Genomic DNA, 12796 nt, shown 5'->3' on the forward strand with positions numbered 1-12796 from the left:
GGGGTCTCGTCATGACTAAAAGACAGCTCAAACTGGGCGCCCTGACCATGGGATGTGGTGGCCCGGGCCGGCATAACCTGTGGCTCGACCCGCAACTGCCGGCCGATGCCAGCGTCAACGTCGACTGGTACATCGAGATTGCGCGCCAGGCCGAGGCGGCGCTGTTCGACTTGATGTTTATCGTCGACAGCCAATTTATCACCCCCGGCTCGCCGTCCCATTACCTCAACCGCCTGGAGCCGCTGACACTGTTATCGGCGCTGGCGGTGAGTACCCGGCATATCGGCCTGGTTGGCACGCTGACCACCTCCTACAACTCGCCGTATAACGTGGCGCGGCGCCTGGCGTCCCTGGATTTGATCAGCAAAGGCCGCGCCGGCTGGAACGTGGTCACCAGCGGTGATGCTGGCACCGCAGGCAATTACAGCCGCGATGAACATTATGACTACGCCACCCGCTATGGCCGCGCCGCCGAACACGTCCAGGTGGTGCAGGGGTTGTGGAACTCTTACGAAGACGATGCGTTCGTGCGCGACCGCGCTACCGGCCAGTTTCTCGACCCCAGCAAGCTGCACAGCCTGAACCACCAGGGCGAACATTTTCGCGTGGTCGGCCCGCTGAATATCCAACGCTCACCCCAGGGCCAACCGGTGATCTTTCAGGCCGGAGATTCCGAGCCAGGCCGCGATCTGGGCGCAGCCACGGCGGACGTGATCTTCACCCATGCGGCCAGCATCGAGCAGGGCCAGGCGTTTTACCGGGATATCAAGGGCAGGGCGGGACAAAGAGGGCGCGATCCGGAGCAGTTATTGATCATGCCCGGTGCGGAAGTCTATGTGGGTGACACTGATGCACAGGCCCGGGAAATCGAGCAGCACTACCATCAACTCGACCATAGTTTTGAACTGGCGCTCAAGGAGTTCGGGCGTAATTTCGGCTGGCATGATTTCAGCCAGTACGACCTGGATGCGCCATTCCCGCAAGAGAGCCTGGAAGCGGCGCGCAGCAGTTTTTTCACCAATGCCAAACGCATCGCCGATCAGGCGCGGGAGAAGGGTTTCACCTTGCGCCAGGCCATTGAGTTTGGTCGGCAACTGCGTCCTGGCGCCTTCGTGGGTAGCGCCGATACGGTGGCGCAGAAAATGGCCGCCTGGCTCCAGGCGCGGGCTGTGGACGGGTTCAATATCTACATCGGCCACCCCGGGCAGTTCGATCGATTCACCCGGGAGGTGATTCCGTTGTTGCAGGAGCGTGGGGTTTACCGCACAGAGTATGAAGGCTCGACTTTGCGCGAAAGTCTGGGGTTGGCGATACCACGGTTCAAGGTTTGATAGCGGTGTCGACAGGGAGCCAAGCACCTCCCCATTTCGCATAACTGCTGTGCAGTACCAGGGATTAATCCGCCTGCGCGCACTGCCTATAGTTCATTCACACACCGCAGCGTTTAAAAGCGCTGCGGGCTCCAGCCAAAAACTGAGATGAGCCTGATGAACGAATTCAACCCTGTGCCGACGGATATAAACCAAATGGACGCCGAGTACTTCGAGTACAGCAAAGCGGCCAACCCCATCAGTGCCAACCTTATTGCGCGCATTCCCTACCACAGCTTTCCCGCCTCGTTATACGACAGTGGCCCTTCACGCGTGGTACCGCTGGACCTCAGCGACGCTTTGGGCTGCGAAGGCCCTGCGACAGGCCCCGGGCTGTGCGCGAATTTCATGCGCCTTAACCGTGGCGACACGCTGACCGTGCAACCCAATGCGACGTCCCAGGTGTTCTACGTGATCGCCGGCGAGGGCAGCGTGGTTCAGGGCGAACATGAGATTCAATGGTCAAAAGGTTGCTTTATGGCCTTGCCTGGCTTGCAGGCAGCACACTTCAGCGCCCGCCAGGATGCCCGTCTTTACTACGTGCACGATGAACCGTTATTGCGTTACCTGGGGGTGGCACGCAGCGCAGACCGCTTCGCACCGACGCTGTACCCCGCAGAACTGGCTAACGCCAAGCTGCGTGAAGCGGCCGACGATCCTCGTGCGCAAGACCGCAGCCGCATCAGCATTTTGCTGGGCAACCGCAATTTCCCCCAGACGCGCACCGTGACCCATGTGCTGTGGGCCATGTATGGGATCCTGCCGGCAGGCTCGGTACAGAAACCTCACCGGCATCAGTCGATTGCGCTGGACTTCATTATTGATTGCCCGCCGGGGTGTTACTCGCTGGTGGGCACCGAGTTGGACGCGGACGGGCAGATCCGCAATCCGCAGCGGGTGGACTGGTCGCCTGGCCTGGCATTTGTCACGCCGCCGGGGTACTGGCACGCGCACTTCAATGAATCGGACACCGAGGCGTTCCTGATTCCGATTCAGGACGCAGGGCTGCAAACCTATCTGCGCTCCCTGGATATTCGTTTCAGTTGAGTCATGTCCACTCAGGCGTTTCGCCCAGTCGCTCAACGATAAAGTCGATAAAGCACCTGACCTTGGACGACACGATGCGCTTGGGCGGGTAGACAAACCACACGGCGAAGTCGCGCTCGACATCGCGTATTTGCCATTGCGGCAGCCACACGAGCAACTCGCCGGCCTGGATGCTCTGGGCGACCAACCAATCCGGCAAAAGGGCAAAGCCCAGCCCCTGGCGTGCGGCGATCAGTTGTGCGTCGAGATCATTTATCCGAATGCAGCCGTTGTGCAGCAGCGGTGATACCTGGTCGCCGCAGTCAAAGCTGATAGCGCCCGTAGGCAGCGTACCCAACACCGCGGGCAAACCGGCGAGGTCGGCAGGGGTTGAGGGTGCAGGGTGCTGCCTGGCAAAAGCCGGGCTGACCACCACACGGTAATGGCCATCGCAGAGTTTGCGGGCCTTGAGCGTCGAATCGGCCAGCGCGCCAATGCGTATGGCTAGATCGACGCCGGCATGAATCAGGTTGACCTGAGCATTATCCAATACCAATTCCACACTGATTTGCGGGTAGCGCGCGCAAAAGTCCTTCAAGGCTGGAAGGATGTGATGGCGGGCGAATGCCGGCGGCAGGTTGAGCTTCAACAAGCCCCTGGGCTGCTGGTTCAACGCAGACGTCGCCGCCTTGGCGTGTTCCAGTTCATCCAGCACCCTGCGGGCGTGCATCAGGAAGGTCTGGCCGCCTTCGGTCAGGTGCAAGGTGCGCGTGGAGCGGTTGAACAACGCGATACCCAGGTCCTGCTCAAGATCCTTTATATAGCGTGAAACCGTGGACGCCTTGATCCCCAAACGCTCGGCTGCGCGGGAGAAGTTATTGCCTTCGGCAGCTTCGACGAAGGCGGTGAGGGCACTGAAATAGTCCAAGGGCAGCCTCGGGGCAGGGCAGGAAAGTTGGCAGGTTGTTGAAGTTTGCAGGGCGCTGTCAACTCGAAACTATCGTCATTTGCTGGCACAAGCTTGATCCTGGTCAGGTAACGCTGCTGCCACGCTCTATAACCTTGAGCTTCCATCAAAGGCCAGGGACGGCTCAAGGAGCACCTCTGGTTGCCCAATCTCAAGGAAGAGTCAGCCATGCGATCATTGAAGATCCTGTTGTTATCCTCGGCATTCAACGGTTTGACCCAGCGGGCCTGGCTGGATTTGCGCCAGGCGGGTCACGACCCCAGCGTTGTGGTATTCACCGATGAAACTACGGTGTGTCGCCACGTCGAGGCGTCAGGCGCCGACCTGGTGATCTGCCCATTCCTGAAGGACCGTGTACCACAGCAGCTATGGAGCCACCCGCAGCGCCCGGTGGTGATCATCCATCCCGGCATCGTCGGTGACCGTGGCGCCAGCGCACTGGACTGGGCCATCACCCAGCAGGTCCGGCGCTGGGGCGTCACGGCCCTGCAGGCCGTGGAGGAAATGGACGCCGGGCCGATCTGGTCGACCTGTGAATTCGACATGCCCGCCGATGTACGCAAATCCGAGCTGTACAACGGCCCGGTGAGTGACGCGGCGATCGTCTGCATCCGCGACGTGGTGGAAAAATTCGCCAATGGCTTCGTCCCGGAGCCCCTCGACTACACGCAACCTAGCGTTATCGGGCGGTTGCAGCCGAACATGACCCAGGCTGACCGCACCTTCAGTTGGTTCGATTGCGCAAGCTTCATCAAGCGCAGCATCGACGCCGCCGACGGCCAACCCGGGGTGTTGGCAAGCCTGCTGGGCGGGCAATATTACCTGTACGACGCGCACTTGGACTCACGCCAGGGCACCCCGGGAGACATCCTCGCGGTACAGGACGACGCCGTGTTGGTGGCAGCAGGGGATCACAGCCTGTGGATCGGCTCGCTCAAACGCAAGGCCCAGCCAGGGGAGGAGACCTTCAAGCTGCCGGCTCGCCATGTCTTGGCTGAACAACTGGCTGACATTCCGGTGTTGAACAGCTCGATCGCGCAACAAAGCTTCAATGCGCTGGCCTATCAACCGATTCGCTACCGGGAGGCCGGTCACGTCGGCGAACTGACATTCGAGTTCTACAACGGCGCCATGAGCACCGAACAATGCCAACGACTGGTGGCAGCATTGCACTGGGCCAAGGCGCGAGACACCCAAGTGTTGTTGATCAAGGGCGGGCGAGGGAGCTTTTCCAATGGTGTACACCTCAATGTCATCCAGGCCGCCAAAGTGCCGGGGCTGGAAGCCTGGGCCAATATTCAAGCCATCGACGATGTGTGCCGAGAGCTGCTAACCGCCAGGCAACTGGTGATCAGCGGCCTGACCGGCAGTGCGGGCGCAGGCGGCGTGATGCTCGCGCTGGCCGCTGATATTGTCTTGGCACGTGAGGGCGTAGTGCTCAACCCGCATTACAAAACCATGGGGCTCTATGGCTCCGAATACTGGACCTACAGCCTGCCCCGAGCCGTAGGCCGTGAGATCGCGCACAAGCTCACCGAAGAGTGCCTGCCCGTCAGTGCCGTCCAGGCCTTGCAGCACGGCATGGTTCAGGACATCGGCCCACGCTGCCCACACGCCTTTGATCTGTGGCTCTCTCAACAGGCCCAAAGCGCGCTGACCGATGAGAAGTATCTGTACGCACGCACCCGTAAAGCCACGCTGGATAGTCAGCAGGTTGAACGTTGCCGCGAACATGAGCTGGTACAGATGCAGTTGGATATGGTGCAAAACCGCCAACAGTTTGCCGAAAAGTGCCGAAACTTCGTGTTTAAACGCAAAACCTGCCAGACCCCGCAGCGCTTGATCGCGCCCTGGGCGGTGACGTACGAGGCCGAAGTCCCGGAATGCTGAATGGCTGACCGATCCTCTACGGTCGACGCGGGAAGGGCCCAGCCTCGCATTGGGCAATAGGGTTCCCCATAATGGAGGCCAATTCGCCCAAACGCTCAGACCAGAGGCCCCATGGAACTGCACAACCTCAACGATAACGCAGCGCTCGTATGAATCGTGCGCTGTTTATTTCGTTGGATGGGCCCAAGGGCACCGGCAAAACCACGCTGTTGGAGGCCGTTACGACAGCATTGAGGGCCGACAACAAAAAGGTTGTCCGCCTGTGCGAGCGCAAGAGCGATCCCTATCGAGCGCAAACGATGGCTCTGGTTAACACATTCGCCAGAGACCCCAGCCGGGATCTGGAACTTGAGGTGTGTGAACGCTTTGCCGACAGCCGTCGCTGGATTACCCGGCACGTACTGGCTGCCCAGCCACCTGACAGCATCATCCTGATGGACCGTTGGTACCCCTCCGATGCCGCGTTTCGGCGGTTGATACCGTTTAAAGACATTCTTGCGCTGAACCTTGATCGACAGGTGCAAGTGCCGGATCTACATGTGGGGGTTGTCACCACTGCGCAAATATCCTGGGCGAGGGCAGCGGCAAGGCGACGCGGGCTGAGCAGTACGGTGATGCATAAGCTGGAGGAGCAGGTTGTGTGTACAGAGGCGTTTGAGCGGGCGGTTGTGGGGCAGGGGTGGGTGATGTGTCGCAATGAAGGGACGATTGAGGAGGCGATGAGGCGGGTGGTTTCGCAGATATATAAAGTCCTTTGATCGAATTCAACATGAAGGGCGCTAGGCTAAAAACAGAACGGCTGCGACACATCAGTAGCTTCAATAAGGTTTCCCTCGTACCCCCTAGAGTTCCACGCCAGGAGGTACGAGAGAGGTAAGCCATAGCCCTTAAACCAATCCTTCGCGTTTGTATTGATTTGCCGAACTGTCAGCGGGCTTGGGTTTTCTGGAACAGGTCAGCTGGTAAGCAATTGCCAACCATAGGAACCATCCCGGCATGACCATCAACGCAATTCGGGTATCTGGTCTCAATGCCAGCAGACAAAGAACAAAGCCCAGAAACGCCAAAGAGAACCAGGCCATCGGCGCACCGCCAGGCATCTTGTAGGCCGATTTTGCATGCAGGTCAGGACGAGTTTTGCAATAGGCAATGTACGACGCGAGGATCGTCGACCAAGTGAAAATCACCAGAATTGCTGACACGGTAGAGACGATGGTGAACGCGGTCATGACTTCTGGAACGATGAACAGCAACAACACGCCCAGCAGCATCAACAAGGTGGTGAACGCCAAACTCAGCAGAGGCACGCTGTTGCTCGACAGACGCCGGAAAATCCCCGGAGCGTTGTCCTGATTGGCCAGCCCGAACAGCATCCGGCTGGATGAAAATACGCCACTGTTGGCCGATGAGGCGGCGGATGTCAGCACCACAAAGTTGACGATACCGGCTGCTGCGGGGAACCCCGCAACCAGAAACAGCTCGACGAAGGGGCTCTTGTTGGGCGAAACCTGTTGCCAGGAAGTCACTGCAATAATGCAGGCCAGTGCCAGCACATAAAACAAGATGATTCTGAGCGGAATCGAGTTGATGGCTTTAGGCAGGGTCTTTTCGGGGGAGCGCGTTTCGGCGGCTGCGGTGCCGATCAGCTCGGTGCCCGCAAATGAGAAAATCGCCATCTGAAACCCGGCAAAGAAACCGAACAAGCCGTTGGGGAATGCGCCCTGTTTATCCAGCAAGTGGTTCAGGGACGCAGTGACGCCACTGGGTGAGACAAAGGAGCTGGCAATCATCACCATGCTCACGCCAATCAGGGCAACGACGGCAATGATTTTGATGATCGCGAACCAGAACTCCACTTCACCGAAGAGCCTGACAGTCAGCACGTTCAAGGCGAACAGTGTTATCAGCATGCCGATGGCCGGTATCCAGGCGGGTAAATCAGGGAACCAATACTGAAAAAATCCACCCACCACAACTGCATCACCTATCACTGCAACGCTCCAGCTTAGCCAATATGACCAGCCGAGAAAGAATGCTGCGCGTGGGCCAAGATAGGCACCGGCAAAATCAGCGAAGGTTTTGAAGTTCAAGTTGGAAAGTAACATTTCGCCCATGGCACGCATGACGAAGTAGACGAACAGACCGATGATCATATAGATGAGGATGATCGACGTGCCGGAGAGGGCGATGATCTTCCCGGACCCCATGAACAGGCCTGTCCCGATAGCACCGCCCATGGCCATTAACTGAATGTGACGATTGCTGAGCGTGCGCTGCAGCGCGGGCTGTTCAACCCGTTCGGACGGAGTCGATTTCATTACAAAACCTCTTGATTTTATGTTTTTGAGTTTTGGTAGAAAAGTGGGAATCACGTGACCTTGATAGAGATGTAATGGCTACTGACGGTGGTGGTTTGCGGATGGCAGGCTTTTCCTCCGCTAACAAGGTGCACGGCCAATAAAAAGAGTCATGTTTTTGTTCTCCGATTCAACAGTCGAAAGGCTGCGATTCAGGCGCGTTTGCTCTCGTAACCATGCAGCACATTGACGGCATTGATCCCGATTTCATCAACCATGTACCCGCCTTCCATCACAAACAGGGCAGGGCAGCCCACGCCGGCTATCAGCTCGCCGATGCCGATGAAGTCTTCGCTTTCAAGCAAAAAGTGGCTGATGGGGTCGTCCTTGAAGGTGTCGACGCCCAGTGAAATAACCAGCACTTCAGGGGCAAATTGTTGGAGTTTCTTGCAGGCGTGGAGCAAGGCGTTGCGGTAGCTTTCCCAAGAGGTGTTCTTCGGCAGCGGATAGTTCAGGTTGTAACCTTCGCCGTGACCAGCGCCGACTTCGTGGCTGTAGCCTGAGTAGTACGGGTAGGACACCGTCGGTTCGCCGTGCAGCGAGACAAACATGACGTCACTGCGCCCGTAGAAAATATTCTGGGTACCGTTGCCATGATGAAAGTCGACATCCAATACCGCGACACGCTTGGCGCCTCGGGTAATAGCCTGCTGTGCGGCAATGGCTGCGTTGTTCAGATAGCAATAGCCGCCCATGTATTCACGTGCTGCGTGATGGCCGGGCGGGCGGCATAGGGCAAAGGCACTGTCGTGACCTTCATCGATCAGCGCCAGTCCGGTCAGCGCGATATCGGCACTGGTTTTTACCGCTTGCCAGGTGGTGGCGGTAATGGGGGAGCCGGCGTCCATGGCGTAGAAACCCAGCTTGCCGTCGATGAAACTCGGAACTTGCTCGTTGGCCAGATCACGCACTGGCCATACCAGCGGCAAGGCGTCGTGGGTGCGCCCGGTTGCACACCATTCAGACCAGGCAGATTCCAGAAAAGTTACGTAGCGCTCGCTGTGCGCGTTGACATAGCACGACCGATCAAATGCTCGCGGTTCGATGATCTGGCCAAGACCTACCTGTTTGACCCGATTGTGGACGGTATCGGCCCGACTGGGCTGTTCGAAGGACGGCTTGAGCACGCCGTCTTTCAATTCGGTGCCGTGGTGCAAACGGTGGGAATCACTGAAAACTGTAAACATTGTGCGCATCCGTTGATGTGAGCCAGTGCAAATATTCTGTTCCGGCTCTGATGCGCTTTCTTTGCTTTGTTTTCGTGGTTTACTGGATTATTCGGGCGTTTTTACTCAGGAATGACGTAATGCAGAAAAAAACATCCAAACGCATCAGTCTCGATGACACCGACCTGGCGATTCTCGCGTTGCTGCAGGAGGATGCGAGTATTTCCAACTCCGAGCTCAGTGAGCGCTTGTCGTTAAGCCTGACACCTTGTTGGAGGCGGCGTAAGAGAATGGAGGAGGCGGGCGTGATTAAAGGCTACCAGGCGAACCTTGATCGACGAATGCTGGGGCTGGATATCATGGCGTTCGTGCACATCCGTTTTTCCACCCACGCCGACCATGCTCCCGATGCTTTTGAGGCGGTGATTGCTCAACTGCCTGAAGTGTTGTCTTGTCACAAGATCACCGGGGATGCCGATTACGTGCTGCAAGTGTTGGCAGAGGACCTTGATAGCTACAGTGACTTTATCGAACAGGTGCTCAGGCGTCAGGTGGGTATTGCGTCCATCCAGTCCAGTCTGGCTTTACGCGAAATTAAGACCAGTAGCCGTATCGCGATACCTAAATCGATTAAGGCGTGAATGGGCAGGGGTTAGACCACGAAGTGGAACCCTGTCTTTAACCGCATAGCCAAGGAGTGCGGCTGAAGTACGCCTTTATCAAGCAGCGCGCAGGCGACTATTCGATTTGACGGCTTTGCCTGACGCTGAAAGTCCATCCCAGCGGTTATTACGCCTGGCTGTCTGAGCCGCAATCTGTACGCGCTAAAGGCGACCAGCGACTGCTGGGTTTGATCAAGCATTCCTGGCTGGAGAGCGGCGGCGTTTATGGCTATCGCAAAATCCACGACGATCTGCGCGAGGTCGGTGAGGATTGTGGTCGTCATCGTGTGGCGAGGCTAATGCGTCTCGAAGGTCTGCGTTCTCAGACAGATTATCGACGCCGCCCTGGAAAGTACGGCGGTAAGCCAGCGGTCGTCTCACCCAATTTGCTGAAGCGCCACTTCGATGTTGTGGAACCCAACAAGGTTTGGGTAACCGACATCACGTACATTCGTACGTATGAAGGCTGGTTGTATTTGGCGGTGGTACTGGATCTGTTTTCTCGGCAGGTCGTTGGCTGGTCAATGAAGTCGCAGATGACCAGTGATTTGGCCATTGATGCGTTGTTGATGGCGGTTTGGAGGCGTAAGCCGAAGCAAGAGGTGATGGTTCATTCCGACCAAGGCAGCGAGATGTTCTACAACGTAAAACGCCGCCATGGTTTCAACAATCAGCTGTCGCCGGTAGGGTTTGAAAAGCGTTACGCAATGAGCTTGCAAGGTGTCTAGAGCATCCGGGGCGATTCAAGGTAACCGAGAAGAAGGACAGGATAGTCGTCAGTGACAGGGTTCCTTCACAATATCAAATTTAACATAATATACATTATGCGAACCACTGAGCCATCCTTCAGGGGCTCTGTTCGGCGCATTTCACTAAGCGACCTAGACCACCGCGCGCCAGATTCATAAGCAGCCATCGTTGCCCTCGCTGACCTGCCTCCGTTTGACCCTTGGGCCACCGGGCATTTACGGCGAGTCAGCACACGGTTCACCAACGCTGTGGTGAAATCGATAACGTTGCCCGTCATAACGCAGTACTGGGAAACAAGAGCCCGGGCCGCCGACCTCGACATCAGGCCAACCATTACTGCCTTTGCCAGGGAGAAACTCAGCGACGCCGCTTTCTTTGAGCATGAGTTTCCAGTGACCGTCAGTCTGCTGGCTGACTAGATAAAATCCAGTACCCGCTTGCCCATAACAGTCAGTGCTGCCTTCGGTAATCAACGCATCCGGCCGACCGTCGCCGTTCAGGTCCTTGATCAGCTCCATGGTTGCCGGCGTGTAGCTACCTGTTGTCTCGATTTCGCACTCCGACGTCTCTTGGTTAAATCCAGCAGCGCGGAAAGCTTTTATCTGCTCGCTACGCGGCAGTTCATCCGCCAGCGCCGTGGCACTGATCACGAAACATGCCACCCATAGACCTGACGTAAGCCTTCCCCGCATATAGACCGTCCCTTTATGATGCTCAAATGTAAAGTATCGTGCACGTACCCACACTAGCGTGAAGGATGAGCTAGCTCTGCCCTTATTATATAACCACTGACTATAACTAAACTAAATGACTATTTAGTTGAGTTATATATAGATAGGCCGGTTCACAACCTGAACCGATCCACCGACTGCGACAGCTTCCCCGCCAAACTCGACAATTCATCCGTCGTTGACGCCGTGTCTCCAATCACGCGGCTGTTGTTTTGCGACATACCTGCAATCATCTCCACCTGGTGAGCAATTTCATTGCTGGCCAGGCTTTGCTCGCTGATGGTGCGGGAAATATCGTTGACCAATTCGGTGGTGCTGAGCGTGGCCTGAAGGATCTCGCGAATGGCGCGTTCCACTTCGGCGGTAACGGCCATGCCCTTGTCCACTTGAGCAACGCCCTCCTCCATGCTGGTCACCGCTTCCCGGGTGTTCAGCTGGATGCGCCCGACCATACTGGCGATCTCCTGCGTGGATGCGCTGGTGCGTCCGGCCAGGCTGCGCACTTCATCGGCGACGACTGCAAAGCCGCGGCCCTGCTCACCTGCACGGGCGGCTTCGATGGCGGCGTTCAGGGCCAGCAGGTTGGTCTGGTCGGCGATGCCTTTGATCACTTGAATAATGCTGTAGATCGCCTCGGACTCCTTGTCCAGTGTGCGGATCACTTGGGCCGATTGCTGCGCTGAACGGGCAATGCCATCCATGTCGCTGACAACCTGGTGAATGACGCGGCCGCCGTCCTTGGCCAGGGTTTCTGCCTGGTTGGCCATGTCGAGGGCGCGTTGGGCGTGGCGAGTGATTTCCTCAATGCTGGCAGTCATTTCGCTAGCGGCGGCGGCCATGGTGCTGGCGGCGGCGCTTTGCTGTTGACTGCTGCCTGCGACTTCATGGCAACCCTGGCTCAGTTGTTCGCTCATGCCATTGACGCCGTGGGCGTTGCTGCGAACCACTTCAATCATGCCGCGCAAATCCCGCTGCATGGTGGCCAGGCTGCGAATCAGCGCACTGGCTTCATCGTGATTTCTGGGCTCGATAATAGGTTCGCTCAAGTTGCCATGGGCAATGCTGTCGGCAATGCGGCTGGCGGTACGCAGTGGCCCCATGATGCTCAGGATCACCCAGCGCCCTTGTGCCAGCAGCAGTAACAGGCTGGCGATCAGTACCACGGCCAGGGTCCAATTGGCGTGGCTGATGGTTTGTCGGGTACCGATACTGGTCAGTTGAGTCTTGTTTTCGATCAGTTCGCTCAAGGCCGCCATTTGATCTTCCAGCCGACTGAACGCGGCATTGAAGGTCTCCAGCTCACCACGGGCGGCTTCGGGGTTGTCCAGGGCCAGCGCGACGATACGCTCACCGGCGCTGATATAGGTATCCAGGCTGGGCTTGATGTTTTCCAGGCTCGCCTTGATTGCATCGTCCAACGGCTGCTTGAAGTTGTCCGCCAGCACCTGGCGAAAGTGTTCGGCATGTTCCTTGAGCGAGCTGTTGACCTGGGCCGGTGTGCTGGTGCTTTTGCCTAGCCCCACCAACATGGCCGACAGCACGTCGGCACGCAGGGCGTCGTGCATCATGTCGGCTTCCATGTGATTACGCAGCACGGTCATGCTGACGTCATTGTCCTGTACCGCATCGCCCATCCGGGTATTTCCCAAATAGCTGGCCAGGCTCATGATCAAGGCGGTGAGCAATCCGGTCCCAATCAACAGCATCAAGCGTAATTTGATCGTCATGCTGGTATCCCCGTGCCAGGACCATCGGTTGGGAATCCAACCGTTCAAGTGCTCACTGTTAGCTGTATCGGCAACAACTCCTTGTTAGTGAAGCCTAAGTTTGCGGATCTGCGCGTTTCACTTAAGCTGACCGTCCTTTGCTCCAGCCGG

The 12796-nt window shown here is 57.4% G+C and carries 10 protein-coding genes and 2 pseudogenes; 6 read left to right on the forward strand and 6 right to left on the reverse strand.

Features of this window, described 5'->3' with window-relative positions; translation table 11 throughout:
- Window positions 1-11: 11 nt before the first annotated feature.
- Both LJX92_RS13005 and LJX92_RS13010 read left to right on the forward strand, forming a co-directional pair.
- A complete protein-coding gene (locus tag LJX92_RS13005) occupies window positions 12-1331 on the forward strand; it encodes an LLM class flavin-dependent oxidoreductase (RefSeq protein WP_228309867.1) in 1320 nt (439 codons plus the stop codon).
- Between the two features lie 156 nt (window positions 1332-1487).
- Window positions 1488-2417 (forward strand): cupin, encoded by a 930-nt coding sequence (locus tag LJX92_RS13010; protein WP_032875291.1) that lies wholly within the window; start codon window positions 1488-1490, stop codon window positions 2415-2417.
- A gap of 1 nt (window position 2418) precedes the next feature.
- On the opposite strand, the gene LJX92_RS13015 is transcribed toward LJX92_RS13010, so the two are convergent.
- Complete coding sequence (locus tag LJX92_RS13015) at window positions 2419-3324, reverse strand: LysR family transcriptional regulator (protein ID WP_148853229.1); 906 nt, start codon at window positions 3322-3324, stop codon at window positions 2419-2421.
- Window positions 3325-3531: 207 nt separating this feature from the next.
- Here LJX92_RS13015 and LJX92_RS13020 point away from each other — a divergent pair, with 207 nt between their 5' ends.
- Together LJX92_RS13020 and LJX92_RS13025 are read left to right on the forward strand one after the other, a co-directional pair.
- Entirely contained in the window at window positions 3532-5253 is a 1722-nt protein-coding gene (locus LJX92_RS13020) for a hydrogenase maturation protein (RefSeq protein WP_228309868.1), read from the forward strand.
- 149 nt (window positions 5254-5402) lie between these two features.
- A complete protein-coding gene (locus LJX92_RS13025; protein ID WP_103735177.1) occupies window positions 5403-6011 on the forward strand; it encodes a dTMP kinase in 609 nt (202 codons plus the stop codon).
- Window positions 6012-6140: 129 nt separating this feature from the next.
- Here LJX92_RS13025 and LJX92_RS13030 read toward each other — a convergent pair whose 3' ends face one another.
- On the reverse strand, window positions 6141-7571 hold the full coding sequence (locus LJX92_RS13030; RefSeq protein ID WP_228309869.1) for an amino acid permease: 1431 nt from the start codon (window positions 7569-7571) through the stop codon (window positions 6141-6143).
- Window positions 7572-7762: 191 nt separating this feature from the next.
- Entirely contained in the window at window positions 7763-8797 is a 1035-nt protein-coding gene (locus LJX92_RS13035) for a histone deacetylase family protein (RefSeq protein ID WP_228309870.1), read from the reverse strand.
- A gap of 119 nt (window positions 8798-8916) precedes the next feature.
- On the opposite strand from LJX92_RS13035, the gene LJX92_RS13040 reads away from it, so the two are divergent.
- A complete protein-coding gene (locus tag LJX92_RS13040; RefSeq protein ID WP_216091352.1) occupies window positions 8917-9417 on the forward strand; it encodes an Lrp/AsnC family transcriptional regulator in 501 nt (166 codons plus the stop codon).
- Window positions 9418-9467: 50 nt separating this feature from the next.
- Window positions 9468-10166, forward strand: a pseudogene (locus tag LJX92_RS13045) (IS3 family transposase); the annotation flags it as partial.
- Window positions 10167-10403: 237 nt separating this feature from the next.
- Here LJX92_RS13045 and LJX92_RS13050 read toward each other — a convergent pair.
- The 3 genes and pseudogenes from LJX92_RS13050 to LJX92_RS27120 all read right to left on the reverse strand — a co-directional run.
- Window positions 10404-10838 (reverse strand): hypothetical protein, encoded by a 435-nt coding sequence (locus tag LJX92_RS13050; RefSeq protein WP_050549419.1) that lies wholly within the window; start codon window positions 10836-10838, stop codon window positions 10404-10406.
- A 194-nt stretch (window positions 10839-11032) separates the two neighbouring features.
- Window positions 11033-11896, reverse strand: coding sequence for a methyl-accepting chemotaxis protein (locus LJX92_RS27115; protein ID WP_410457907.1), 864 nt, complete (start codon window positions 11894-11896; stop codon window positions 11033-11035).
- A gap of 42 nt (window positions 11897-11938) precedes the next feature.
- A pseudogene (locus LJX92_RS27120) lies at window positions 11939-12646 on the reverse strand (methyl-accepting chemotaxis protein); the annotation flags it as partial.
- Window positions 12647-12796 lie beyond the last annotated feature (150 nt).

The organism is Pseudomonas sp. HN8-3 (genome assembly GCF_020790195.1).
GTDB lineage: Bacteria > Pseudomonadota > Gammaproteobacteria > Pseudomonadales > Pseudomonadaceae > Aquipseudomonas > Aquipseudomonas synxantha_A.